This is a genomic window from Mesorhizobium sp. B2-3-15, from assembly GCF_006442875.1.
Lineage (GTDB): Bacteria > Pseudomonadota > Alphaproteobacteria > Rhizobiales > Rhizobiaceae > Mesorhizobium > Mesorhizobium australicum.
On the sequence record NZ_VFVO01000015.1, the window covers coordinates 127,380 to 149,320 of the forward strand.

General features: G+C 62.5%; 29 protein-coding genes. 19 read left to right on the forward strand and 10 right to left on the reverse strand.

The features are described from left to right. Positions 1–49: 49 nt before the first annotated feature. Positions 50–796, reverse strand: coding sequence for a 3-oxoacyl-ACP reductase family protein (locus tag FJ954_RS26770; protein ID WP_015317868.1), 747 nt, complete (start codon positions 794–796; stop codon positions 50–52). A gap of 100 nt (positions 797–896) precedes the next feature. On the opposite strand from FJ954_RS26770, the gene FJ954_RS26775 reads away from it, so the two are divergent. Together FJ954_RS26775 and FJ954_RS26780 are read left to right on the forward strand one after the other, a co-directional pair. After that, positions 897–1,511, forward strand: coding sequence for a TetR/AcrR family transcriptional regulator (locus tag FJ954_RS26775; RefSeq protein WP_140664515.1), 615 nt, complete (start codon positions 897–899; stop codon positions 1,509–1,511). Positions 1,512–1,574: 63 nt separating this feature from the next. Continuing rightward, entirely contained in the window at positions 1,575–1,970 is a 396-nt protein-coding gene (locus FJ954_RS26780; RefSeq protein WP_140664517.1) for a rhodanese-like domain-containing protein, read from the forward strand. A gap of 12 nt (positions 1,971–1,982) precedes the next feature. Here the strand turns inward: FJ954_RS26780 and FJ954_RS26785 are convergent, their stop codons facing one another. Beyond that, a complete protein-coding gene (locus FJ954_RS26785) occupies positions 1,983–2,894 on the reverse strand; it encodes an alpha/beta fold hydrolase (protein ID WP_140664520.1) in 912 nt (303 codons plus the stop codon). 47 nt (positions 2,895–2,941) lie between these two features. Here FJ954_RS26785 and FJ954_RS26790 point away from each other — a divergent pair, with 47 nt between their 5' ends. Then, positions 2,942–3,394: a MarR family transcriptional regulator gene (locus tag FJ954_RS26790; RefSeq protein ID WP_023773737.1), complete on the forward strand. Its 453-nt coding sequence runs from the start codon at positions 2,942–2,944 to the stop codon at positions 3,392–3,394. A 16-nt stretch (positions 3,395–3,410) separates the two neighbouring features. On the opposite strand, the gene FJ954_RS26795 is transcribed toward FJ954_RS26790, so the two are convergent. Then, on the reverse strand, positions 3,411–4,022 hold the full coding sequence (locus FJ954_RS26795) for a pyridoxamine 5'-phosphate oxidase family protein (RefSeq protein ID WP_140664523.1): 612 nt from the start codon (positions 4,020–4,022) through the stop codon (positions 3,411–3,413). A gap of 65 nt (positions 4,023–4,087) precedes the next feature. After that, complete coding sequence (locus FJ954_RS26800; RefSeq protein WP_140619676.1) at positions 4,088–4,441, reverse strand: DUF971 domain-containing protein; 354 nt, start codon at positions 4,439–4,441, stop codon at positions 4,088–4,090. A 193-nt stretch (positions 4,442–4,634) separates the two neighbouring features. On the opposite strand from FJ954_RS26800, the gene moaA reads away from it, so the two are divergent. From moaA to FJ954_RS26860, 12 genes are all read left to right on the forward strand, one after another. Then, entirely contained in the window at positions 4,635–5,630 is a 996-nt protein-coding gene (gene moaA, locus FJ954_RS26805; protein WP_140664526.1) for a GTP 3',8-cyclase MoaA, read from the forward strand. Between the two features lie 28 nt (positions 5,631–5,658). Then, the gene (locus tag FJ954_RS26810) at positions 5,659–6,159 is read left to right on the forward strand and encodes a hypothetical protein (RefSeq protein ID WP_246681157.1); all 501 of its coding nucleotides are present in this window, start codon (positions 5,659–5,661) and stop codon (positions 6,157–6,159) included. A 136-nt stretch (positions 6,160–6,295) separates the two neighbouring features. Further along, positions 6,296–6,655: a hypothetical protein gene (locus FJ954_RS26815; RefSeq protein WP_015317859.1), complete on the forward strand. Its 360-nt coding sequence runs from the start codon at positions 6,296–6,298 to the stop codon at positions 6,653–6,655. 178 nt (positions 6,656–6,833) lie between these two features. Beyond that, positions 6,834–7,754, forward strand: coding sequence for a DMT family transporter (locus FJ954_RS26820; RefSeq protein ID WP_140619722.1), 921 nt, complete (start codon positions 6,834–6,836; stop codon positions 7,752–7,754). Between the two features lie 53 nt (positions 7,755–7,807). Beyond that, complete coding sequence (mobA, locus tag FJ954_RS26825; RefSeq protein WP_140664529.1) at positions 7,808–8,434, forward strand: molybdenum cofactor guanylyltransferase MobA; 627 nt, start codon at positions 7,808–7,810, stop codon at positions 8,432–8,434. Further along, positions 8,431–8,940, forward strand: a complete 510-nt coding sequence (gene mobB, locus FJ954_RS26830; RefSeq protein ID WP_140619683.1) for a molybdopterin-guanine dinucleotide biosynthesis protein B — start codon at positions 8,431–8,433, stop codon at positions 8,938–8,940. The genes mobA and mobB overlap by 4 nt, the downstream gene beginning before the upstream one ends. Before the next feature lie 159 nt (positions 8,941–9,099). After that, positions 9,100–9,885 carry an ABC transporter substrate-binding protein gene (locus FJ954_RS26835; RefSeq protein ID WP_015317855.1) on the forward strand — a complete coding sequence of 262 codons (786 nt, stop codon included), beginning with the start codon at positions 9,100–9,102 and terminating at the stop codon, positions 9,883–9,885. A 74-nt stretch (positions 9,886–9,959) separates the two neighbouring features. Continuing rightward, positions 9,960–10,676 (forward strand): ABC transporter permease, encoded by a 717-nt coding sequence (locus FJ954_RS26840; protein ID WP_015317854.1) that lies wholly within the window; start codon positions 9,960–9,962, stop codon positions 10,674–10,676. After that, entirely contained in the window at positions 10,673–11,497 is an 825-nt protein-coding gene (locus tag FJ954_RS26845; RefSeq protein ID WP_140664531.1) for an ABC transporter permease, read from the forward strand. The genes FJ954_RS26840 and FJ954_RS26845 overlap by 4 nt, the downstream gene beginning before the upstream one ends. Positions 11,498–11,610: 113 nt before the next feature. Continuing rightward, positions 11,611–12,480, forward strand: coding sequence for an NAD(P)-dependent oxidoreductase (locus tag FJ954_RS26850; RefSeq protein WP_140664534.1), 870 nt, complete (start codon positions 11,611–11,613; stop codon positions 12,478–12,480). Between the two features lie 5 nt (positions 12,481–12,485). Next, on the forward strand, positions 12,486–13,190 hold the full coding sequence (locus FJ954_RS26855) for a DNA alkylation repair protein (RefSeq protein ID WP_140664537.1): 705 nt from the start codon (positions 12,486–12,488) through the stop codon (positions 13,188–13,190). Between the two features lie 102 nt (positions 13,191–13,292). Continuing rightward, positions 13,293–13,856, forward strand: a complete 564-nt coding sequence (locus FJ954_RS26860; protein WP_140664540.1) for a DUF3299 domain-containing protein — start codon at positions 13,293–13,295, stop codon at positions 13,854–13,856. A 9-nt stretch (positions 13,857–13,865) separates the two neighbouring features. On the opposite strand, the gene FJ954_RS26865 is transcribed toward FJ954_RS26860, so the two are convergent. From FJ954_RS26865 to FJ954_RS26880, 4 genes are all read right to left on the reverse strand, one after another. After that, entirely contained in the window at positions 13,866–14,357 is a 492-nt protein-coding gene (locus tag FJ954_RS26865) for an Lrp/AsnC family transcriptional regulator (protein ID WP_006205209.1), read from the reverse strand. A 108-nt stretch (positions 14,358–14,465) separates the two neighbouring features. Beyond that, the gene (locus tag FJ954_RS26870) at positions 14,466–15,140 is read right to left on the reverse strand and encodes a uracil-DNA glycosylase family protein (RefSeq protein ID WP_140664542.1); all 675 of its coding nucleotides are present in this window, start codon (positions 15,138–15,140) and stop codon (positions 14,466–14,468) included. After that, complete coding sequence (locus tag FJ954_RS26875) at positions 15,080–15,691, reverse strand: glutathione S-transferase (RefSeq protein WP_140664545.1); 612 nt, start codon at positions 15,689–15,691, stop codon at positions 15,080–15,082. The genes FJ954_RS26870 and FJ954_RS26875 overlap by 61 nt, the downstream gene beginning before the upstream one ends. A gap of 33 nt (positions 15,692–15,724) precedes the next feature. Continuing rightward, positions 15,725–16,348 (reverse strand): thermonuclease family protein, encoded by a 624-nt coding sequence (locus tag FJ954_RS26880; protein ID WP_140664547.1) that lies wholly within the window; start codon positions 16,346–16,348, stop codon positions 15,725–15,727. 76 nt (positions 16,349–16,424) lie between these two features. Here FJ954_RS26880 and FJ954_RS26885 point away from each other — a divergent pair, with 76 nt between their 5' ends. Together FJ954_RS26885 and FJ954_RS26890 are read left to right on the forward strand one after the other, a co-directional pair. After that, positions 16,425–17,945 carry a HAMP domain-containing sensor histidine kinase gene (locus tag FJ954_RS26885; protein ID WP_140664550.1) on the forward strand — a complete coding sequence of 507 codons (1,521 nt, stop codon included), beginning with the start codon at positions 16,425–16,427 and terminating at the stop codon, positions 17,943–17,945. A 49-nt stretch (positions 17,946–17,994) separates the two neighbouring features. After that, positions 17,995–18,522 carry a GNAT family N-acetyltransferase gene (locus tag FJ954_RS26890; RefSeq protein WP_140664553.1) on the forward strand — a complete coding sequence of 176 codons (528 nt, stop codon included), beginning with the start codon at positions 17,995–17,997 and terminating at the stop codon, positions 18,520–18,522. 21 nt (positions 18,523–18,543) lie between these two features. Here the strand turns inward: FJ954_RS26890 and FJ954_RS26895 are convergent, their stop codons facing one another. Next, the gene (locus FJ954_RS26895; protein WP_140664556.1) at positions 18,544–19,542 is read right to left on the reverse strand and encodes a nicotinate-nucleotide--dimethylbenzimidazole phosphoribosyltransferase; all 999 of its coding nucleotides are present in this window, start codon (positions 19,540–19,542) and stop codon (positions 18,544–18,546) included. A 198-nt stretch (positions 19,543–19,740) separates the two neighbouring features. Between FJ954_RS26895 and FJ954_RS26900 the strand changes: the two genes are divergently transcribed. After that, entirely contained in the window at positions 19,741–19,971 is a 231-nt protein-coding gene (locus tag FJ954_RS26900; RefSeq protein ID WP_041163452.1) for a DUF1289 domain-containing protein, read from the forward strand. 10 nt (positions 19,972–19,981) lie between these two features. Next, a complete protein-coding gene (locus FJ954_RS26905) occupies positions 19,982–20,686 on the forward strand; it encodes a TIGR02281 family clan AA aspartic protease (protein ID WP_224587214.1) in 705 nt (234 codons plus the stop codon). Positions 20,687–20,688: 2 nt separating this feature from the next. Here the strand turns inward: FJ954_RS26905 and dusA are convergent, their stop codons facing one another. Further along, positions 20,689–21,684 carry a tRNA dihydrouridine(20/20a) synthase DusA gene (gene dusA, locus FJ954_RS26910; protein ID WP_140664559.1) on the reverse strand — a complete coding sequence of 332 codons (996 nt, stop codon included), beginning with the start codon at positions 21,682–21,684 and terminating at the stop codon, positions 20,689–20,691. Between the last annotated feature and the right edge of the window lie 257 nt (positions 21,685–21,941).

The following is a 21,941-nucleotide window of genomic DNA, read 5'->3' on the forward strand; positions in this document are numbered from 1 at the left end:
GACGGCCGGCGCGACCGAACTGTCGCGCCGGCCCGGGAATCCCTGTGGCTTACGCGTTTGCGCCTCCATCGATGGTCAGCGCGGCTCCGGTGACGAACCTGCCCTCCGGTCCGGCGAGCCAGGCAACCATGCCGGCGATATCGTCCGCCTGGCCGAATCGCGGGGTGGCCATCTTCTGGCGCTGATGCTCGGCATGCGGGCCGTCGGCCGGGTTCATGTCGGTGTCGGTCGAACCGGGATGGACGACATTGGCGGTGATGCCGCGTGACCCGAGGTCGCGGGCCAATGCCTTGGTCAGGCCGACCAGCGCCGCCTTGCTGGCCGAGTAGGCGCCCAGGCTGGTGTCGGTGACCCGCTCGGCCAGATTGCTGCCGATCGAGATGATCCTGCCGCCCTCGCCCATGTGCCTTGCCGCCGCTTTCGAGGCGATGAACGGCGCTCTCAGATTGATCGACATGGTTTCGTCGAAATCGGCAAGCGACAGCGCATCGATCGGCGCGGCGCGCCAGATGCCGGCACTGTTGACCAGGATGTCGAGCCGGCCGAAGGCAGTCACAGCATCGGCCACCGCCTGGTCTATGGCCTCGGCGTCACGGTTGTCGGCTTTAATGGCAATGGCGCGACCGCCCTTGGTCTCTATCTCGGCGACGACGGACCGAGCCTGCTCCTCGCCATGCACATAGGTCAGCGCCACATCGGCCCCCTCCGCCGCCAACCTTCGTGCAATGGCCGCGCCGATACCGCGGCTGCCTCCGGTGACGAGTGCTGCCTTGCCGTTCAAATTTCCTGATGACATCGGTTTCTCCATTTATGTAGCGATTGATACATAAATACCTGCCAGCCTTGCCTGGCCGCGTCAACTCATTTATGTATCGATCAACACAGAAAAGAGCATCATGTCGGAAAGAGGCCGTCCCCGAACCTTCGATCGAACCGCGGCCTTGCGGCGCGCGATGGACGTGTTTTGGGCCAAGGGCTATGAAGGCGCATCGATCAGCGATCTTGCCGTGGCAATGGGCATAAATTCGCCGAGCCTCTATGCCGCCTATGGCAGCAAGGAGGCCCTGTTCCTCGAGGCGACCGATCTCTATTCCCGCGTGGAGGGCGCCGACATCTGGCTCGCGCTGGAAGAGGCGCCAACGGCGCGGCTTGCGATCGAGCGGTTCTTGCGCCGGACCGCGAAGGCCTATTCGCAAAGCGATCGTCCGCAAGGCTGCCTGATTACGCTGGGTGCGCTGCACGAAGACTCGAGCCGGGGCGCGATCTGCGCGGATTTGCGGCGCCGGCGCGCCGAGAATCTTACCGCGCTGAAGAAACGTCTGGAGCGCGGCGTGGCCGAGGGTGAATTGCCTGCCGACTTCGATTGTCGTGCAGCCGCGACCTTTTTCGCAACGGTCCAGCATGGCATGTCGATTCAGGCGCGTGACGGCGCTTCCCGCGCCGCCCTGATGGCGACGGTAGCCGGGGCAATGGCTGCTTGGAAGGCCATGGCCGGCACCATCGAGGCGTGACAAACACCATCCGTTGTGCTCGAAATCCGACTTGCCAGCAAACTTGCGGCCGGAGGGAACCACGTGAAAAAAGGGTATCGCGAACTGCTGGATGAGGCCAACGCCGAGATCGAAGTGGTTTCGCCCGAGGAAGCGGCAGGGCTGCTTGAGGACGAAGACACCATCTTCGTCGATCTGCGCGATCCTCGTGAAATCGAACGCGACGGCAGAATTCCCGGCGCCAAGCACGTCACGCGTGGCATGCTGGAGTTCTGGATCGATCCCGAAAGCCCCTACCACAAGCCCTTCTTCGCTTCCGGAAAAACCTTCGTCTTCTTCTGCGCCGGCGGCTGGCGTTCAGCGCTGGCCACCAAGACGGCGCAGGACATGGGTCTTTCCCCGGTCAAACACATCCTCGGCGGCTACACGGCCTGGAAGGCTGCCGGACTGCCTGTAGAGCCCGGAGACAAGAAGAAATAGCCTGAGTGCCGCTCAGTGGAGCAGCGACGGGTTCTGCTGCATGGTCACGAAGCCGACGGCGCGTTCAACCACGCCCTTGTCGGCCAGAATGCGGCGATGGCCGAGCCCGTCGGCCCAGTGCAGCCGTACATGGTCGCCGGCGCCGGCATAGCGTCGTGCATGTGCAGCCGGCACCTCCCGGTCGTCGGGCGCGTGGATGACCAACGTCGGCACGGGCGCCTGGGCGAGCTGCCGGTCACCGGTGAATTCGTGCAACGGCCGGCCGGAGAGATATTCGACGCGGTCAGCCATGGCGACCTGCGAGCGGGGACCGACATTGAGCATGCGGCTGAAGTCGGCGAAGATTGCCGGCAGCGAGCTTGGTGCCGCGATCAGCACAAGACGTGCGGCCGACAGCGGCGGGATGTCCTTGACGGAGCCGGCGATGGCATTGGCGGCAACGGCACCTCCGAAGGAATGGCCGACGGCAGCCACGAACGGCCCAAACCATTCGCCGGCCACTCTTGCGGCTTCGACGGCATTGACCATGTTCAGGTGCCTGCCCTGCGAATGGCCATGACCGGGAAGATCGAGTGAGACGACCTTGTAGCCGGCGGCGCGAAAACCTTCGATCAGCACGCGCATATATTCGGTACGCGAGCGCCAGCCATGGATGACGAGGACGGTGCCGGCGGACTCGCGGCCCGGCTCGGGGCGGAATTCATGAACCATGACGCAGCCGGTCGCGGTCTTCAGCCGGTGATGCCGCGCCTCGGCCATGAACTCCGCGGCGCGGTCGATGGCGCGGCGCTCGCCGTCGGTCAGTGTCCTGGTGCTTGGCGTACGGCAGAACAATTCGAAAGCCGCACGCCCGGTGATGCGCGGCGCGACATGTTCGGCCGCACCAAACACGCCTCGGATGACCTTCAGCCCGAATGATGCCATAGTCAGAATCCATCCATACGTTCAAGCATGAACATAATAGTTCAAAGATGAACAATAAACAAGAGCTACCCTGGGACAACCCGCGTTTTCGCAACTGGGTCGCGGTGGCGCGCGCCTGCCATGTGCTGGAGCGCACGCTGGCGGTGAAACTTGCGCCGCTCGACCTGAAGCCGGCGCAGCTCGACGTGCTGATGAACCTCTACCGCCATCCGGGCATGTCGCAGCACGACCTCGCCCGCAAGCTGCTCGTCGGCCGCTCCAACATCACCATGCTGTTGCCGCAGTTGGAGACGCGTGGCCTGCTGCGGCGCGAAGGCGATGAGAAGGACAAGCGCATCTTGCGGCTTACGCTGACCGAAACCGGCGAGGCGCTGCTGATGCGGGCGCTGAAAGTGCATATGGCGCTGATCGAGAAGGCAATGAGCCAGTCGACGCCGGAACAATGCGACATGATCGGCGAGCAGATGCGCAAGATCTATGACGTGCTGAACGAGGCGTGATCGCCCTTTCAGGCGATCACCACATCGATTTCTTCGCCCGCTCCGGCCACTCCCTGTCGTAGGTTTCGCCGTCGATATTCTTGCGGCTGGTGATCTCTAAAATCTTTCCGGGTGTCGGCAGCGACTTCGGGTCGACATGCTTGGCAGGGTTCCACAGTTCCGACCGCACGATGGCGCGAGCGCACTGGAAATAGACCGAATCGACATCGATCACGGTGACCGAACGCGCAGGCTTGCCGTCGACCATGAACGACGCGCACAGCGCTGGGTCCGTGGTGATATGGGCCCGGCCGTTGATGCGCAGCGTCGTGCCGGAGCCCGGCACCAGGAACAAAAGGCCGACGCGCGGATCCCTGATGATGTTCTTCAGCGAATCGGCACGGTTGTTGCCGCGCCGGTCCGGCATCATCAGCGTTTTCACATCGACGATGCGCACGAAGCCCGCGAGATCGCCGCGCGGCGAACAATCCAGCCCCTCCGGGCCATTGGTGGCTAGCGCGACAAAGGGCGAGGCTTCGATAAAGGCGGCGTATTCGGGAATGACATGGTCGAGTTCCTTGACCACCGAGGCCTCGCCCGGCAATCCGTAAAGGGCTTCGAGTTGTTCGACTGTGGTGATGACCGACATTTTTTTCCGTCTCCCGTTCCGCCGCCCTACTCCCGATCAGTGACGTTTTGACGACGCAATGGCGGCTAACGATCGCGGCTCAGGCCCTTCTCGGCGAGTTCCGCGAGATAGGCATTCCAGCGCGCATCCTTCTCATGGCCGAGCGTGTGCAGGTAATTCCAGGTGAAGATGCCGGTGTCATGGAAGTCGTCGAAGGTGATTCGCACCGCATAGTTGCCGACCGGCTCGATCTTCAGGATGGCCACATCGCGTTTGCCGGGAACCGTCACCCGCTGTTCGGGCGAATGGCCCTGCACTTCCGCCGACGGTGAGGCGACGCGCAGCAGCTCGGCCGGCAACTCGAACGGCTGGTGGCCGGGAAAGGTCACGGTGAGCAGCTTGCGGTCCTTGGAGACCCTCAGTTCTTTCGGAGCCGTCATGATCGATCCTGCCTGAATTTGCCCTTCCCTACGCTGCTTCGCGCCAAGCGAAAAGGTATGGGATCGTGCCGACACGCAATGTCGGTCGCGGAATGTTACCAAAGATCGAGGTCGGCTATCTTGAATGGCGGGCTGGATCGTATCACATAGCTGTATATAACGGCGCCGTTAACGGCCACGGAAACGCTCGAACATGAACATGATCGACCCCTTCGGTCGCACGATCAGCTATCTTAGAGTGTCGGTCACCGACCGCTGCGATTTCCGCTGCACCTATTGCATGGCCGAGGATATGGCCTTCCTGCCCAAGAAAGACCTGCTGTCGCTGGAAGAACTCGACCGGCTCTGCACCGTGTTCATTGAAAAGGGTGTCAAACGGTTGCGCCTCACCGGCGGTGAGCCGCTGGTGCGCAAGAACATCATGCATCTGGTGCGCCAGCTTTCCCGGCACCTTGACAGCGGCGCACTGGAAGAACTGACGCTGACCACCAACGGTTCGCAGCTTTCGCGCTTCGCCGCCGAGCTCGCCGATTGCGGCGTCAAGCGCATCAATGTTTCGCTCGACACGCTTGATGCCGACAAGTTCCACGCCATCACCCGCTGGGGTCATCTCGGCAAGGTCATGGCCGGCATCGACGCTGCCCAGGCGGCTGGCTTGAAAGTCAAGCTCAACGCGGTGGCGCTGAAGGATTTCAACGACGCCGAACTGCCCGAAATGATGCGCTGGGCGCATGGTCGCGGCATGGACCTTACCGTCATCGAAACCATGCCGATGGGCGAGATCGACGCCGATCGCACCGACCAGTATTTGCCGCTGTCGCTGCTGCGCGCATCACTCGAGCGCCAGTTCACGCTGACCGACATTCCGTTCAAGACCGGTGGCCCGGCCCGCTATGTCCAAGTCGCCGAGACCGGCGGAAAACTCGGCTTCATCACGCCGATGACGCATAATTTCTGCGAAAGCTGCAACCGGGTCAGGCTGACTTGCACGGGCACGCTCTATATGTGCCTTGGCCAGGAAGACGCGGCCGACCTGCGCGCTCCGTTGCGCGCGTCGGAAGGCAATGAACTGGTTGCCGACGCTATAGATGAAGCCATCGGCCGCAAGCCGAAGGGCCATGACTTCATCATCGACCGCCGCACCAGCCGTCCGTCGGTGTCTCGGCATATGAGTGTCACGGGCGGCTGACCTTGTCGCCTGTCCGTGCGAGAATGCCATGCAATCATCGGCTTCGGGGCAAGGCATGCGACGGCTCTACTCAATCATCATATCTCTTGCCGCGGTCTCGGCGAATACCGCGTTTGCCGCGCAATCCACCTACGTGAACGAGCGCTTCGGCACCGTTTGCACCTTCCCCGACGATATCTTCACCGATCGCCAGCCCGAGCCTGAGAATGGCGACGGTCAGGTATGGCTGAGCGCGGACGGCGCCAGCCTGACATGCTCCGGCATCCTCAACATTGACCATGAGACGCCGAAAGACTTTGTCGTCGGCGAAAAGGCGAGCAAGGAGCCTGGCTACAAGGTCACCTACGGCAAGGCCGGCAAGGATCGGGCGGTCCTGTCGGGCGTGAAGGACGGAAAGATTTTTTACGAGCGGCGGCTGTTTGGCGGGGATGGCGTCATCCGCACGATCTGGATCGACTATGCGCCGGCGCTGAAATCGAAATATGACCCGCTGGTCGGCGCCATCGCTGGCAGCCTCAAGGGGCCATGAACCGTTCGAGCCAAGAGTATTTTAGCCACACCGCAAACAAATCTCTGTCGGCAAATGTCGGTCTGATTTACTGGTCATGGTTTCCCGCCTACCCTCCGTTCCGTAGCGATTCATCGCATTTTCGGGGGATTACATCATGCGCAAACTTCTTCTCGCTTTCGCCTTGCTCGGCTTGGCTGCCCTGCCGGCGGCTGCCCAGTCGATCGGCGGCACTTACACCGTTGCCGGCACCAATTTCGATGGTTCGTCCTATGGCGGCGAAGCCACCATCACGCTGACCAGCGGCACCACCTGCACGATCCACTGGGAGACCGGCGGTTCTTCTTCCGATGGCATCTGCATGCGCAACGACAACGCATTCTCCGCTGGCTACGAAATGGGCAAGGATATCGGCCTCGTCGTCTACAAGGTCGAGGATGACGGGTCGCTGCATGGTCTGTGGACCATCGCCGGCAAGGAGGGGAACGGCACCGAGGTGCTGTCACCCAAGAAGTAGACAATCCCTCGTCCGCACCGTGTCGGGAGGCGTTGCCGCCTTCCGACAGAATTCATACCTCGTCCGGGATGGTTTCACGCCGGCGAAGATGGATATCGGGTCCTGGCCCAGCCCTTTGCCGTTGCTGTCTCGTGGCGGGCTGTTACAGCCTTGCTTGCCAAAGCAACCGGTAGATGTCTTGCCCCTTTCCCCAAATCTTCGCGGCGCGTTGTTCATGGTGGTAGCGATGGTTGGCTTCACGCTCAACGACGCCATCACCAAATACTCTTCTGAGTCGATGAACATGGCGCAGGTCATGTTGATCAGAGGGGCGTTCGCCTCGCTGTTCGTCGGTCTGCTGGCTTGGCAACGTGGCGCACTTTTTCAGCCGCGCCTGATGCTGCAGCCGCTGGTGGCGGTCCGTGTCCTGGGCGAGGCGGGCGCTACGGTGTCCTTCCTGGTCGCGCTCGCCCATTTGCCGATCGGCAGCGTTTCGGCCGTTCTGCAAGCGCTGCCGCTGGCGGTGACGATGGGCGCGGCGCTGTTTTTCGGTGAAGCGGTCGGCTGGCGGCGCTGGCTGGCGATCGCCATCGGGTTTGCCGGGGTCATCATCATCGTGCGGCCGGGTTTCGAGGGCTTCAGCATTTACTCGCTGGTGGCGCTGGCATCCGTCGCCTGCTGCACGGTGCGGGACCTTGCCACCAAGCGCATCCCCCAGGCCATCCCGACGATGCTGGTCTCGACCGCCACCGCGCTGGCCATGACCGTAGTCGGTGCGTTTTTGTTGACGCCGATGGGTGGCTGGACACCGATGACCGGCAAAAGCACGGCGCTGCTGGCGCTGGCCGCGGTGCTGGTGCTCATCGGCTACCAATTCATCATCATGGCGATGCGATCGGGTGAGATCTCCTTCATCGCCCCGTTCCGCTACACGGCGCTCCTCTGGTCGATACTGCTTGGCTTGATTATTTTCGGTGACATACCGGACGTGCCGATGATTGGCGGCGCGGCAATAGTTGTTGGCTCGGGTCTCTATACGCTTTATCGCGAGCGGATGGTCGGCCGGCGAAAGATCGTCGCCGAAAGCACCGGCCCGGCCATGGCGCCGGAAGGACTCTAGCACCCCCTTGAAGCCGCTTGCGATTTCCGCGGCTGGCGTACAGGCTGGATAGCATGAAGCGGGATATTGCTGGGCTCATCCTGGCAGGTGGCCAGTCGAGGCGGATGGGCGGTGGCGACAAGGCGTTGTTGCCGCTGGGCGGCGGCTGCGTGCTCGACCAGGTGCTGTCGCGATTTGGCCCGCAGCTCGAGACCCTGGCGCTCAGCGCCAATGGCGATCCGGCGCGGTTCGCCCGGTTCGGGCTGCCGGTGCTTGCCGATACCATCGAAGGCTTTGCCGGGCCGCTTGCCGGAATCCTGACCGGCCTGGAATGGGCCGCCGCCGGCACGCCTTGCAGGGCGATCGTCACAGCGGCCAGCGACACGCCTTTCCTGCCGCCGGATCTCGTTGATCGTCTTGCGGCGGCGGCGCATCAACACCCCGGTTCGATCGCCGTCGCCTCTTCGGCGGGCCGGCGGCATCCGACCTTCGCGCTGTGGCCAACCGGATGCCGCGAAGCCTTGCGGCATTTCCTGGTCGATGAGGACAACAGGCGCGTTTCGACCTTTATCGAACAACACGGCCATGTCGACGTGGAATTCCCTGTCCCGCAATCCGCCGGAATCGATCCTTTCTTCAACATCAATGTGCCGGACGATCTTGCCCAGGCTGAACAGCTGTTGCAGAGCATGTCGCCATGAACAGACGCATCTTCGGCATCACCGGCTGGAAAAACTCCGGCAAGACCACACTGACGGAAAGGCTGGTCGCGGAGCTTGTGCGGCGCGGCTGGAAAGTCTCGACGGTCAAACATGCTCATCATCATTTCGACATCGACAAGCCCGGCGCCGACAGCTTCCGCCACCGGCAGGCGGGTGCTACCGAGGTTGCGATCGTATCGGGCAGTCGCTGGGCGCTGATGCACGAATTGCGTGGCGAGCAGGAGCCGCCGCTGGACGCCATCCTGTCGCGGCTCGCCCCCTGCGACATCGTGCTGGTCGAAGGCTACAAGCGCGAATCCCACCGTAAGATCGAAACGAGGCGGCTGGAAGCGAAGGACCGGACGCCGCTTGCGGTGGATGATCCCAATATTGTCGCCGTCGCCGCGGATTTCGCCATCGCCGACCAGAGCCTGCCGGTGTTCGACCTCGATGACGCAAAATCCATAGCCGACTTCATCGAGCGTACGACCGGCCTCGTTGCTTGAGAAGTAACGTAACGGTAGAAGCCCATTACCGATTTCGGCGGTTTTGCGGTTGCTTTTTTCTTGGAAAGAGTGGGAGTATCGGCCTAGCGGGCGGTCAAAAAGCACCGCCCCACAGAGCCGTTTCGGAACGACGGCCGGGACCATAAAGAGAGGACTATCATGCGTATTGCACTGCGTATCGCGCTCGCCGCATCGGCTGCGCTGCTGACGCTCGGCGTAGCCCAGGCCCAGGAGAAGACCCTGCGGATCGGCACCGAAGGCGCCTACCCCCCCTTCAACAACCTCACCGCCGATGGCCAGCTTGTCGGCTTCGACATCGACATCGCCAAGGCACTTTGCGATGAGATGAAGGTCAAGTGCACCTTCGTCGCCCAGGATTGGGACGGCATCATCCCCGCACTTCAGGCCGGCAAGTTCGACGCCATCGTGGCCTCGATGTCGATCACGCCGGAGAGGCAGCAGAAGGTCGACTTCTCGCACAAATACTACAACACCCCGTCGGCGATCGCCGTGCCGAAGGATTCGCCGCTCAAGGGAGTGACCAAGGAAGACCTCGCCGGAAAGAATATCGGCGTCGCCACCACCACCACCCATTTCAACTATGCCTCGAAGACCTACACGGACAGCACCATTAAGGGCTATCCGAGCAGCCCCGAGGAACAGGCTGACCTCGCCAATGGCCGTCTCGACGCCATCGAGGACGATATTGTCGTGCTGCAGCAGTTTCTGGATTCGCCTGAAGGCGCCTGCTGCAAGATTCTCGGCCAGCCCTCGCCGCAACCTGTCGAAATTTTCGGACCTGGCGCCGGCATCGCCGTTCGAAAGGGCGATACCGACCTGGTCAACAAGCTGAATTCCGCCATCGACGCCATCCGCGCCAACGGAAAATACAAGGAAATCAACGACAAGTACTTCAAGTTCGACGTCTACGGCGCCGAGTCCTGATCATCATTGCCAAGGCGGCGGGGTTTCCCTGCCGCCTTGTTCATCTCGGGAGCGCCGTGGGGTAAGGCCAGTCAATGCCAGTCCAAAGCATATGGACACTGCTCAGTTGGGGACCGGAGGGCTGGAGTGACGATATTGCCTATGGTGCGTTGGTCACCATCGCGCTCGCGCTTGCAACGCTGCCGATCGGCCTGACGATCGGCTTTTTCGTAGCCTGGGCCAAGCAGTCCGAAGAACCGTCGCTGCGGCTGGCCGCCAACATCTACACCACCATGTTTCGCGGCCTGCCGGAATTGGTGACGCTGTTCCTGTTCTTCTTCGGCATGCCCATCTTGCTGCAATACGTCATCCGCCTCTTCAAGCCCGAGGCAACGATCGATGTCGACAGCTTCATCGCCGGCATGATCGTGCTGTCGCTGATCTTTTCTTCCTACGCCAGCGAGGTATTCCTCTCCGCCTTTCGCGCCATTCCGAAGGGCCAGTATGAAGGCGGCTATGCAATCGGCCTGTCGAAATGGCTTACCATGCGCAAGGTGATCCTGCCGCAGCTGCTGCGCATCGCCTTTCCCGGCCTTGAGAATTGCTGGCTGAGCCTGCTCAAGGACACCGCCCTCGTCTCGGTCGTCAACCTCGCTGAAACCCTGCGCAATGCCGGCGTGGCGGCACGTGTCACCAAGCATTCCTTCCTGTTCTACAGCGTCGCCGCACTGGTTTTCCTCGTCCTGGCGATCCTGTCCTCGATCGCAACCGGGTTCATCTTGCGCTCGCTGGGGCGGAGGGAGGCACGATGAGCGTCACGGAAGCGATCTCGGTCGACCGCCCGCCGCCGCGGGCACGCGGCTGGCCGCGCACCCGCATCGTCGGTTACGCACTCGTCGGCCTCTGGATCCTCTTCGGCCTCGGTATCCTCGCCTATCTCGCCTACGCCTGGAATGGCGAGTTCTTTGCCAGATATGCACCCGCCTATCTGCAGGGACTGTGGACCACGCTGTCGCTCGTGGCGATCTCGATGGTGGCCGGCGCGATCTTTTCGCTGCCCGTCACCTATGGCCGCATGTCGAAGAACCGGTTCTTGTCTGGCCTTGCCTATTGCTATGTCTATTTCTTTCGAGGCACACCGCTGCTCGTCCAAGTCTACCTCGTTTACTATGGCTTGGGTTCTTTCCGGCTGCAGCTCGAGTCCATCGGGCTGTGGTGGTTCTTCCGCGAGGCCTTCAACTGCGGGGTGTTCGCCTTTGCGCTCAACACCGCGGCCTACCAGGCCGAAATCCTCCGCGGCGCCATCGAGAGTGTTCCCAGGGGCCAATGGGAAGGTGCTGCCTCGCTCGGCCTGCACAAGCTGCAGACGCTAGGCAAGGTCATCCTGCCGCAGGCGTTCATCGTGGCCTTGCGGCCCTACGGCAATGAACTGGTTCTGATGATCAAGGCCTCGGCCATCGTCGCCATCATCACGGTCTATGACCTGATGGGCAATGCGAAGCTTGCCTACGCCAAATCCTTCGATTTCCAGGCCTATGTCTGGGTCGCCATCGTCTATCTGGTGATGGTCGAAATCCTGCGCCATGGCGTCGAATGGATCGAGCGCAGGATCACGATCCACCTCAATCGCTGAGCCGCTCCGGATCGGCCTGTGCCAGTCGATGCCGCAGCGCGCGCCTTGACGAATTCGTCGCATGGCCTAGAGCTTCCGCAGCTGAAATCTCTTTTCCGTCGGAAGGACAAGGCATGGCATCGGTGGCATTTCTCGGTCTTGGCGTCATGGGCTATCCCATGGCCGGACACCTGAAGAACAAGGGTGGCCACGACGTGACCGTCTACAACCGCACCCAAGCCAAAGCTGAGCAGTGGGTCGCCCAACATGGCGGCGGCTTTGCCGCGACGCCGGCCCAGGCCGCCGAGGGCAAGGATTTCGTTTTTTCCTGCGTCGGCAACGATGACGACCTGCGTTCCGTGACCACGGGCCCCGCGGGCGCCTTCAAGGCGATGAAGAAAGGCTCGGTCTTCATCGACAACACCACGGCTTCAGCTGAAGTCGCGCGCGAACTGGCCGAAGCCGCGCAATCGGGCGGCTTCTCATTTCTCGACGCGCCCGTCTCCGGTGGCCAGGCCGGCGCCGAGAACGGCGTGCTGACCGTGATGGTCGGCGGCGATGAGGCCGCCTTCGACAGGGCCAGGCCAGTTATCGACGCTTTTGCCCGCATGGTTGGACTGATGGGATCGGCGGGCGCCGGGCAGCTCACCAAGATGATCAACCAGATCTGTATCGCCGGGCTGGTGCAGGGGCTTTCGGAAGGCATCCATTTCGGCAAGAAGGCAGGTCTCGACATTGAGAAGGTCATCGAGGTGATTTCCAAGGGCGCGGCCGGTTCCTGGCAGATGGAAAACCGGCACAAGACCATGAATGCCGGCAAATATGACTTCGGTTTCGCCGTCGACTGGATGCGCAAGGATCTCGGCATCTGCCTTGAAGAGGCCGATCGCAATGGCGCCAGGCTGCCGGTGACCGCGCTGGTCGACCAGTTCTACAAGGACGTGCAGGCGATGGGCGGCAAGCGCTGGGACACGTCCTCGCTGCTGGCGCGGCTGGAGAAGTAGGCGCAGTGTCCCTGCCCGTTCCAGGCTGGACCGCGCAGGACATCGTCGCTCATCTGCATTCGATCGGAACCGAGGAAGTCCGCGCCGGCATGGGGCGGTTCGGTATCAACACCGCGACCGCGCTCGGTGTCGCCAATGCGGATTTGCGGCCTTTGGCGCGCAAGCTGAAGCGCGACCACAAGCGATCCCTGGCGCTGTGGGACAGCGGCGTTCGCGAAGCACGGCTGATGGCGGCCTTCACCGGCGAGCCGAAAAAGATTACCATTGAAGAATGCCGCCGCTGGGCCGGCGATTTCGACTCCTGGGAGATCGTCGACACCGTCTCGGATCTGTTCGTGGACACGCCGTTCTGGCGCCAGCTGGTCGAGGAGTTTGCCGCCGACGAGCGCGAATTCGTCCGCCGCACGGCCTTCGCGATGCTGGCATGGGCGTCAGTGCATTTGAAAAAGGAGCCGGACGCGACGTTTCTGTCCTACCTGCCGCTAGTCGAGGCTCATTCCCGCGACGAGCGCAATTTCGTCAGGAAAGCGGTCAACTGGGCGCTGCGGCAAATCGGCAAACGGTCGGTGGGTTTGCATGGCCCTGCCCTTGCCCTGGCGCAGGAACTTGCCAACTCCGCGAACAGGACGGCGCGCTGGATCGGCAAGGATGCGGTGAAAGAACTCTCGCATGCCAAAACCCACGAACGCCTCGCCACCAGAAAGACCTGACAAGGCGAGGATTGCCGCGGCCGGTTCTCGCCGACATGTGACGCGGCTCGAGCATTGACGCCACCGACAGCGGCGTCTTTACTCGCCGCAAAGGATGCGACCATGAACCATTTCAAAGCGATCCTGGCGCTTGCAGCCGCGCTTGCACTCTCCACTGCGGGCGCTTCGGCCGAGACCACGCACATCTTCTGGAAGGATCTGCGCCCGGCGACGCAGGCCATCGCCGAAGACGCCGGCTTGCCGATGATCGCGGCGAAACTGCCGGATCATGGCGAGACGCTCTCAGTCGCCCTGCACGACAAGACCATACAATTAGCCGGCTATGCATTGCCGGTGGATCGCGACGGAGATCTCGTCTATCAGTTCCTGCTGGTGCCATGGACGGGTGCGTGCAGCCACATGCCGACGCCTCCGCCCAACCAGATCGTGCTGGTCACACCAGCCCATCCCTACAAAATGTCCGAGGCCTACCAGTCGGTTGCCGTCACCGGCGTCCTGAAGCCGGATATGGAGAAGAGCCAGCTGTTCATTCTCGACGGCGTCAGCGTCATCCAGTCCGGCTATAGCGTGCGCAAGGCAGATGTCGTGGCCGTCGACACGGTTCCGGACTCCGTTGTGTTGCCGGTGAACTCGCCCTGGAGCTTCCTCAACAAGAAGAAGAATTGAACGGCGGGCTCAGGCTGCGTTCGCGCCCGACTCCTTGTCCAGCACCATATAGTCGAGCGGGATTTCGGTCGTGTACTTGATCTGCTCCATGGCGAAGGACGACGACACGTCCCGGATCTCGATCTTGGCGATTAGCCGTTTGTAGAAGGCGTCGTAGGCGGCAATGTCGGGCACCACGACGCGCAAGAGGTAATCGACGTCGCCACTCATGCGATAGAATTCGACCACCTCGGGAAATTCCTGGATGACCTCGGAAAACCGGCGCAGCCATTCATGACTATGCGAATTGGTGCGGATCGACACGAAGACGGTGACCCGCACATTGACCTTCTCGTGGTCGAGAATGGCGACGCGCCGCTTGATGACGCCCTCCTCCTCCAGCTTCTGGATGCGCCGCCAGCACGGCGTGGTCGACAGGCCGACTTTCTTGGCGACATCGGCGACCGCGAGCGTCGCGTCCTCCTGCAGCAGGCGGAGAATTTTTCGGTCGAGGCGATCCATCGGAGGCTCCTGGTGGAATAGTTTCGCTATATTCCCTTTTATTTGGGCCATTCACAAGAAAAAAATTCTGCCGCTTGCGTCGAAAGCGAGTGTTTTCTTGCTCAATGCCTAACCGAGGCGATAGCGGATTTCCGAGCGCAGGAAAGGCAGTAAATCCATTTCAAACCACGGATTCTGCTTCAACCAGCCTGTGTTGCGCCAGGATGGATGTGGCAGCGGCAGCACTTTGGGGCCGCCGGAATTCTCCCAGATGGCGCGCCAGTCCATCACCGTTTCCGTCAGCGAGGCGCGCCGCGACGCGCCCATATGCCAGGTCTGCGCGTAGATGCCGATCGTCAGCACCAGGTCGATCCGCGGCATCAGCGCCATCAAGGGCGCGCGCCAGGCCGGGGCGCATTCGCGCCTCGGCGGCAGGTCGCCGCCCTTGGCGTCCTGTCCGGGAAAGCAGAAGCCCATCGGCACGATGGCGAATTTCTCGATGTCGTAGAATTCGTCGCTGGTCACATCAAGCCAAGTCCGCAAACGGTCGCCCGAAGCATCGGTGAAGGGCATGCCCGACAGATGCACCTTGGTTCCCGGTGCTTGGCTGGCGATCAGGATACGGGCGCTGGAAGAGGGTCGCAGCACCGGACGCGGCTCATGCGGCAGCGGCTTGCCGATGGGATTGTCCGCGCAGATGCGGCAAGCGCGGACCGTCGTGGCGAATCTGTCCAGTTCCACGCTCAAGCAGCGGCACTCGGCCGGCTGGAGATTGCCTGATGCCAACGCGACACATTGGTGCATTCCTCCGGCACCTTGATGCGTGCCGGCTTCATGAAGTCGATCGCGATCAGCCCTGTGATGTCGGCAATGGAATAGCTGTCGCCGGCGACGAATTCACGACTGCCGAGTTCAGCATCGAGCAGCATGAGAAACTCCACCGCCTTCGGCTTGTTGGCCTCACCCCATTCGGGGACCTGCGGAATTTCCCATTCCTTCATGGCGGGATGGACATGGCGGAAAGCCTGCGTGACGCTGCTGAGCAGGTTGAACTCCATCCGCCTCTGCCACATTTCGACCTGCGCCTTGCCAAGCGCGCCGTTTCCGAACAATGCCGGCTCGGGATGGAGTTCCTCGAAATAGCGGCAGATGGCGACGGATTCGGTGAGGATGGTGCCATCATCGAGTTCCAGCACCGGCAGGCGCCGCAGCGGGTTGCGCGAGCTTATTGGCTGCTGCTTGTGTTCCAGCGCGCCCATGTCGACGGGCACCAACGGAACCGCGATTCCCTTCTCGGCGAGAAAAACCCGAACCCGCCGAGGGTTGGGTGCCCGGCCGCCGTCGAACAGCTTCATTTCGATCCTCCTCTTCCTTCCGCCAGACACGCTTCACCAGAAGCGAAAGATCTCGCGCGCCGCGTCGCCGATCGACGCCAGTGTGCCATGTTTTCGCTCGACGACCTCGCCGTGGTGACTGTCGCGCCAGTCCTGTGGCAGGTCGAACGTGCCCGCCCAGATGCCAACCCTGGCCGCGCGGGCCGTTGCTTCATCGCCTTCGAAAGCGCCATAGGCAACGGCCCAGCCGGCCTCGACCTGGGCGCGGTTTAGGTCGGTGCCGCCGGCCTTGCAGTCGCCGAGCAACCGGCCATAGCGGTCGCGCTGCCAGCCGCTGCAGGTGACCGGCCTGCCGGCGATCAGCCGCACCAGCGACTGGCGCGCCAGCGTGCCACAGGCATAATCGGCGCCGTTCTTGTGGCAAGTCTGGGTGTATTCCGGGGCGTCGATGCCGCGCATGCGGATGCGCTCGGTGCCGAGCGTGATCGAATCGCCGTCATTGATGATGGCTGTACCTTGCGTCTTGCGTGTCTCCACTCGATCGAGACGCGCCGCAAGCAGGATCAGCAGCCCCAGAATGATGACGGTCAGCCCGTAATCCAGCAGCTTTCGCCACGGACTTCTCGGGCGCGCTGCCGCGTACCTCGGGCGCGACCTTGGCGACCACGAACGGCTCATATGGCAAACGGTTGGTTAATCATTCGAACGTAGCTTAACACCTTGAAATCGCTGCGCGCATAAATTGAAGCTTTTGATGCCCTTGCAACGCTCGAACACAGCGGACAAGTTCATTGTGGACCGCAGGAAACGGCATCGCAACAGCGATGTCGCGCGCGCGGTGCGCAAGACGCGCGACCGTCTTTCGCAGCAGGCCGGCAATCTCGATTTCGACCGCGAGCTGCTGAAGCTCCATGCCCAGGCGATGACCAGCGGCGCCGTCGTCATCCCGATGCTCGTCCTGGCGATCGCCGCGGCGGGCCGTCTGGCCGGTGTCGGCAATGAGATCGGGCTCTGGGCGTTGTTTACGCTGACCTCGTATACGATCGTCGTTTTCATGGCGCGGCGCATCGAGCGCACGGAAGCTTCCGAACTTAACGTCTTGCAAACGCGAAGGGAATTCCTGGTCGGCCACTTCCTTTGTGGTCTGGGCTGGGCCTGGTTCGTCTGGCTGGGCTGCGGGGCCTGCGAGGTCGACCAGTTCCAGGCGGTCAAGGCGGTGGTGCTGCTGTTTGTCATGGCAGGGACGGCGCTCATGGCCTCGTCCCTGGGCGGAGCACTGCTGGCGACCTTCGCGGTTCCAGTGGCGCTCTACGCCTATGCCGCGACCAAGTCCTGGATGCCGGTCGAGGCCATCATGGCCGCGTTGCTTGTCCTGTCGCTGCCTTTCTTCGCCTATATCGCCAGTCACCTCAATCGCTTCTCCCTGCTGCTGTTGTCGTTCCGCTCCGAAAAGGACGCGCTGATCGCCGAAGTGGAGACGGCGAAGTCGATGTCGGACGAGGCGCGGCGGCGGGCTGAGGACGCCAACCTGGCAAAATCGCGTTTCCTCGCTTCGATGAGCCACGAATTGCGCACGCCGCTCAACGCCATTCTCGGCTTTTCCGAGGTGATGGCGAACGAGGTCCTCGGGCCGATGAGCAATCCCACCTATCGTGACTACGCCCACGACGTGCATGACTCAGGCCAGCATCTGCTCGACCTGATCAACGAGATCCTCGACCTATCGCGCATCGAGGCCGGCCGCTACCAGCTCAACGAGGAGCCGGTCATGTTGCTCAACATCGTCGAAGATTGCTGCCACATGATGGAGTTGAAGGCGCGCAACAAGGACATCCGCGTCCTCCAGGATTTCGAACAGACATTGCCGCGGCTGTTCGCCGACGAGCGCGCCGTGCGCCAGATCACGCTCAACCTTCTGTCCAATGCCATCAAGTTCACCGCCACCGGCGGCGAAATCCGCGTCCGGGTCGGCTGGACGGCGGGCGGCGGACAATACATTTCGATCAAGGACAACGGTCCGGGCATTCCCGAGGACGAGATTCCGGTCGTGCTTTCAGCCTTCGGCCAGGGTTCGATCGCCATCAAGAGCGCCGAGCAAGGCACCGGGCTTGGCCTGCCGATCGTCCAAGGGCTGCTCGCCATGCATGGCGGCGAGTTCGAGCTTCATTCCAAGCTGCGCGAAGGCACCGAGGCGATCGCTATTTTCCCGCTGAGCCGGGTGATGGAAGAACTGCCGGCACTGCCGACCGCGGCGGTGGCCGCGCGACGGCGGTAGCACGCTGCGGATCCGCGTCGGCGGACTGGAAGAAGGTACGCAGAGCGCGATGACGGCAGATTGGGATGGCAGCGGCGTCGAAATCAAATCGGAACGGCTTGGCCTGAAGCTGTTTACCGCCGACGATGCCGCGGAGATCTTTGCCGCGATCACTCCCGCGATCACCCGTTTCATGCAGTGGGAACCACCTCGATCGCCAACGGCTTTTGCTGAGGTGTGGAGGTCCTGGTTGGCGCCGATCCTTGACGGATCGGATCTGCATTTCGTCGTGCGGTCGTTGGCGGACGGTCGCTGTCTGGGGCTCGCCGGCCTTCACGCGGCCAGCACTGCCTGTCCCGAGATCGGAATTTGGATCAGGGAGGACGTACATGGAAACGGCATCGGCCGAGAGGCCGTTGCCGCTCTGGCGGCATGGGCATCCGACGAGCTCGATCCCGATTGCTTCGAGTATCCTGTCGCGGAAGGGAACGTGGCGAGCAGAAGGATTGCCGAGGGCCTTGGCGGCTCGATAGTCGGGACCCGCTCCAATTCGAAATATACCTCGGTCGTTTATCGTATCCCAAATCCCAGGCGTTAACAGGCCAAGGGCTGGAACATTCTAGCCCCGCACAGCCGCCGCCATGCCCGAACTGGTCAGTGCCGCCGCCTTGACCAGCCCAGCCGCCAGAGCGGCTCCCGCCCCTTCGCCGTGGCCGATCCCCAGATCGAGCAGCGGACGCAGCCCGAGGTGCTCGGCCGCCCTTGCATGCGCGCACTCCGGCGACAGGCTGGCGAGAAGACAATGATCAAGGGCTGCGGGGTTCGCTGCATGCAGCACCGCCGCGGCTGCCGTTGCCGCGAATCCATCGAGCAGTACCGGTATCCGCTGCATCCGCGCGGCAAGGATTGCGCCGGCTATCGCCGCGAACTCGCGGCCGCCCACCCGGCGCAGCGCCTCAAGCGGATCTTCTAGATGGCGGCCGTGAAAGGCCAGCGCCGCATCGACCACCTCTGCCTTGCGAGCCCGCATCGCCGCGTCGGCGCCGGATCCCGGGCCAACCCAGTCGGCACCCCTGCCCCCCAAAAGCGCGGCGAGCAGGGCGGCGGCGACGGTGGAATTGCCGACGCCGAGATCGCCGAGGCAAAGCAGGTCGGTGCCGCCGGCAATCGCCTCCATGCCGAAGGCCATGGTGGCGGCGCAACCGCGCTCATCGAGCGCGGCGTCCTCGGTGATGTCGCCGGTCGGGATGTGCAGGGCAAGATCGAACACCTTCAGACCGAGGTCGTTGGCAATGCAGATCTGGTTGATCGCCGCACCGCCGGCCGCGCAAAGCTCGACCGCGTTAGCGGTCGCCGCCACGGGCCTCGGCGAAATGCCTTGCCTGGCAACGCCATGGTTGCCGGCAAAGACAGCCATCAGGGGCCTGGTCACGGCAGGCGGAGCGCGACCGCTCCAGGCTGCGAGCCAGGCGGCGATGTCCTCGACGCGGCCAAGCGAATTCTCAGGCTTATCGGCCTTGGCAAACAGTGTGCGCACGCGCGCTTCAGCTTTGAGGTCGGCCAATGGCAGATTGCCGAGCAGGTCGCGGAAATCATCGAAAGGCAGTGCACTGGTCATGTCGCGAACAATCGTTGCTGGAGCAGAGGAGCGGAATAGCTGTCTTGCGTGACCGGCACAACCTCCTCGATCGTCCTTCCTGATTTGCCGCAAAGGCGGCCACGGAAGGCGCGATCGGGAGGGCTTGCATTGGCTTTGCCATTGCACCATGTGGAGGTGGAAGAGCGGATTCCGGACCGGGTCCACCGAGAGAAAGTCATGACGGCCATCGAATCTCCCTGCATCCTGGTCTGTTCGATCGATATGAAAACCGGCTTCTGCTTCGGTTGCGGCCGCACGCGCGAGGAGATCGGCGCCTGGATAGGGATGACGCCCGAGACGCGCCGCAGCGTGATGGCCGAACTGCCAGCCCGGCTCGAAACCGTCGAGCGCCGGCCGCGCCGGGAAACGCGCCGCACCCGCATGGCACGCGAACGCGACGCACTCTAGCGAGGGACGAGTGAGCAGCCGGCTGTTCTGGGTTGTGATGGCGGTGATCGGTGTAGGGGCAGCCCTGCTCATGCTCAACGATTCCGCCGGCAGCACGTTCGGCGTCGAGAATTACGATTTTGGCCGGCTGATCTGGCTTGGGGCTTTCGGCGCCCTTATCGGCGCCGGCTTGCTGCGGTCCGCTCCGCTGGGAGTAATGGCCCGCAACCTCGGCGCCTGGGCGGCTATCGTGCTCGCGCTGATCGCCGGCTATCAATATCGCTACGAGCTGCAGGACGTCGCCAGCCGGGTGACCGCCGGCCTCGTTCCCGGCAGCCCGCTGGCGCTCGGTGTCGAAGACGGCCACGCCACCGTGACCTTGGACAAGGCCGACAATGGCCATTTCGAAGCGCGCATCCTGGTCAACGGCAACGCGGTTCGCGCCGTTGTGGACACCGGCGCCACCAGCACGGTTCTGACTTCGGAGGACGCCCAGGCCGCAGGCTTCAATCCCGCGGCGCTCAACTACACGATACCGGTTTCGACCGCCAATGGCATGGCGCGCGCCGCGGCGGTCAAAACCGACGAACTGGCGATCGGCGGCATCGTGCGCAAGGATATGCCGGTGATGATCGCCGCTCCCGGCATGCTGAGCCAAAGCCTGCTTGGCATGAACTTCATCGGTTCGCTGTCGGGCTTCGACGTGCGTGGCGACCGGATGATCCTCAGGGACTGAGCTCAGGCCGCTTCGGCGGCCGCTCCACCGAGTTCGACAGCCGCGAAAGCCGTCTTCAGCATATCCGCCCCGGCCCCGGGTCGGGTCGCGTCGGTGGACAGGATCTGACGGTAGCGGCGCGCGCCGGGCAGCCCGTGAAACAGCCCGACCATATGGCGGGTAATATGGCCGAGCCGGCCGCCCTGTTCGATATGGTGCGCCGCATAGTCCGCCATCGCATCGATCAGTGCCGCGAAATCGAACGCTTCCGACCGCGCACCGTAGAAGGCGGCGTCAACACCGGCCAGAATGCCTGGTGTGTGGTACGCGGCGCGGCCGAGCATGGCTCCGTCAACATGATCGAGATGCAGCCGCGCCTCGTCAAGAGACTGAATACCGCCATTGATGCCAATGAATTTGTTTTGTTTTCCAGCCTTCAACCGATAGACCCTGTTATAGTCGAGCGGCGGGATGTCGCGATTTTCCTTGGGGCTCAGCCCTTCCAGCCACGCCTTGCGAGCATGCACCCACAAGGCATCGGCGCCGGCATCGAAAACCCCATTCGCCAGCGCATCGAGCGCCGGCTCCGGATCCTGTTCGTCGACGCCGATGCGGCACTTGACCGTGACTGGCACCGTCACCGCCGCCTTCATCGCCGCGACGCAGGTTGCGACGAGGTCGGGTACTTTCATCAAGCAAGCGCCGAACGTGCCCGACTGGACGCGGTCGGACGGGCAGCCGACATTGAGATTGATCTCGTCATAACCAAAGGCTTCGCCAACGCGCGCCGCTTCGGCAAGTTTTGCCGGATCGGAGCCGCCAAGTTGCAGGGCGACGGGATGTTCCACCTCATCGAAGCCAAGCAGCCGCTCGCGCGCGCCGTGGATAACCGCGTCGGCCACAACCATTTCGGTATAAAGCAGCGCATGTGTCGTCAGCTGGCGATGGAAGAACCGGCAATGGCGGTCCGTCCAGTCCATCATGGGTGCAATAGCCAGTCTATATTGATTTTCCAGCATTTTCTTTAACATTCAAAACGCTAGACCCTGCCGGGTGCACACGAATTTACGCCAAGTCGATCATGGTGAGACGCTGACAAAGTCCCGTATAGCGCGCCTGAAGCCCTTCGGCGGGTTCATCGACCTTCATATCGACGACATGTGCGATGTAGGCAAGTCCCTCTCCGATCTGTGTCGTAAGCACAGGAGTTGTCCGGATTAGGTAGCAGATGAGTTGTCCGGGTTTATCGCCCGCCAAAGGAGGCTTGGGATGACAC

What these genes read in the sequence shown, in the direction of transcription:
- FJ954_RS26770 (WP_015317868.1), bottom strand. Translation starts at nt 796, where the DNA reads ATGTCATCAGGAAATTTGAACGGCAAGGCAGCACTCGTCACCGGAGGC.
- FJ954_RS26775 (WP_140664515.1), top strand. Translation starts at nt 897, where the DNA reads ATGTCGGAAAGAGGCCGTCCCCGAACCTTCGATCGAACCGCGGCCTTG.
- FJ954_RS26785 (WP_140664520.1), bottom strand. Translation starts at nt 2,894, where the DNA reads ATGGCATCATTCGGGCTGAAGGTCATCCGAGGCGTGTTTGGTGCGGCC.
- FJ954_RS26790 (WP_023773737.1), top strand. Translation starts at nt 2,942, where the DNA reads ATGAACAATAAACAAGAGCTACCCTGGGACAACCCGCGTTTTCGCAAC.
- FJ954_RS26795 (WP_140664523.1), bottom strand. Translation starts at nt 4,022, where the DNA reads ATGTCGGTCATCACCACAGTCGAACAACTCGAAGCCCTTTACGGATTG.
- FJ954_RS26800 (WP_140619676.1), bottom strand. Translation starts at nt 4,441, where the DNA reads ATGACGGCTCCGAAAGAACTGAGGGTCTCCAAGGACCGCAAGCTGCTC.
- moaA (WP_140664526.1), top strand. Translation starts at nt 4,635, where the DNA reads ATGAACATGATCGACCCCTTCGGTCGCACGATCAGCTATCTTAGAGTG.
- FJ954_RS26810 (WP_246681157.1), top strand. Translation starts at nt 5,659, where the DNA reads ATGCAATCATCGGCTTCGGGGCAAGGCATGCGACGGCTCTACTCAATC.
- FJ954_RS26815 (WP_015317859.1), top strand. Translation starts at nt 6,296, where the DNA reads ATGCGCAAACTTCTTCTCGCTTTCGCCTTGCTCGGCTTGGCTGCCCTG.
- mobA (WP_140664529.1), top strand. Translation starts at nt 7,808, where the DNA reads ATGAAGCGGGATATTGCTGGGCTCATCCTGGCAGGTGGCCAGTCGAGG.
- mobB (WP_140619683.1), top strand. Translation starts at nt 8,431, where the DNA reads ATGAACAGACGCATCTTCGGCATCACCGGCTGGAAAAACTCCGGCAAG.
- FJ954_RS26835 (WP_015317855.1), top strand. Translation starts at nt 9,100, where the DNA reads ATGCGTATTGCACTGCGTATCGCGCTCGCCGCATCGGCTGCGCTGCTG.
- FJ954_RS26840 (WP_015317854.1), top strand. Translation starts at nt 9,960, where the DNA reads ATGCCAGTCCAAAGCATATGGACACTGCTCAGTTGGGGACCGGAGGGC.
- FJ954_RS26845 (WP_140664531.1), top strand. Translation starts at nt 10,673, where the DNA reads ATGAGCGTCACGGAAGCGATCTCGGTCGACCGCCCGCCGCCGCGGGCA.
- FJ954_RS26850 (WP_140664534.1), top strand. Translation starts at nt 11,611, where the DNA reads ATGGCATCGGTGGCATTTCTCGGTCTTGGCGTCATGGGCTATCCCATG.
- FJ954_RS26860 (WP_140664540.1), top strand. Translation starts at nt 13,293, where the DNA reads ATGAACCATTTCAAAGCGATCCTGGCGCTTGCAGCCGCGCTTGCACTC.
- FJ954_RS26865 (WP_006205209.1), bottom strand. Translation starts at nt 14,357, where the DNA reads ATGGATCGCCTCGACCGAAAAATTCTCCGCCTGCTGCAGGAGGACGCG.
- FJ954_RS26870 (WP_140664542.1), bottom strand. Translation starts at nt 15,140, where the DNA reads ATGCACCAATGTGTCGCGTTGGCATCAGGCAATCTCCAGCCGGCCGAG.
- FJ954_RS26875 (WP_140664545.1), bottom strand. Translation starts at nt 15,691, where the DNA reads ATGAAGCTGTTCGACGGCGGCCGGGCACCCAACCCTCGGCGGGTTCGG.
- FJ954_RS26880 (WP_140664547.1), bottom strand. Translation starts at nt 16,348, where the DNA reads ATGAGCCGTTCGTGGTCGCCAAGGTCGCGCCCGAGGTACGCGGCAGCG.
- FJ954_RS26885 (WP_140664550.1), top strand. Translation starts at nt 16,425, where the DNA reads ATGCCCTTGCAACGCTCGAACACAGCGGACAAGTTCATTGTGGACCGC.
- FJ954_RS26890 (WP_140664553.1), top strand. Translation starts at nt 17,995, where the DNA reads ATGACGGCAGATTGGGATGGCAGCGGCGTCGAAATCAAATCGGAACGG.
- FJ954_RS26895 (WP_140664556.1), bottom strand. Translation starts at nt 19,542, where the DNA reads ATGACCAGTGCACTGCCTTTCGATGATTTCCGCGACCTGCTCGGCAAT.
- FJ954_RS26900 (WP_041163452.1), top strand. Translation starts at nt 19,741, where the DNA reads ATGACGGCCATCGAATCTCCCTGCATCCTGGTCTGTTCGATCGATATG.
- dusA (WP_140664559.1), bottom strand. Translation starts at nt 21,684, where the DNA reads ATGCTGGAAAATCAATATAGACTGGCTATTGCACCCATGATGGACTGG.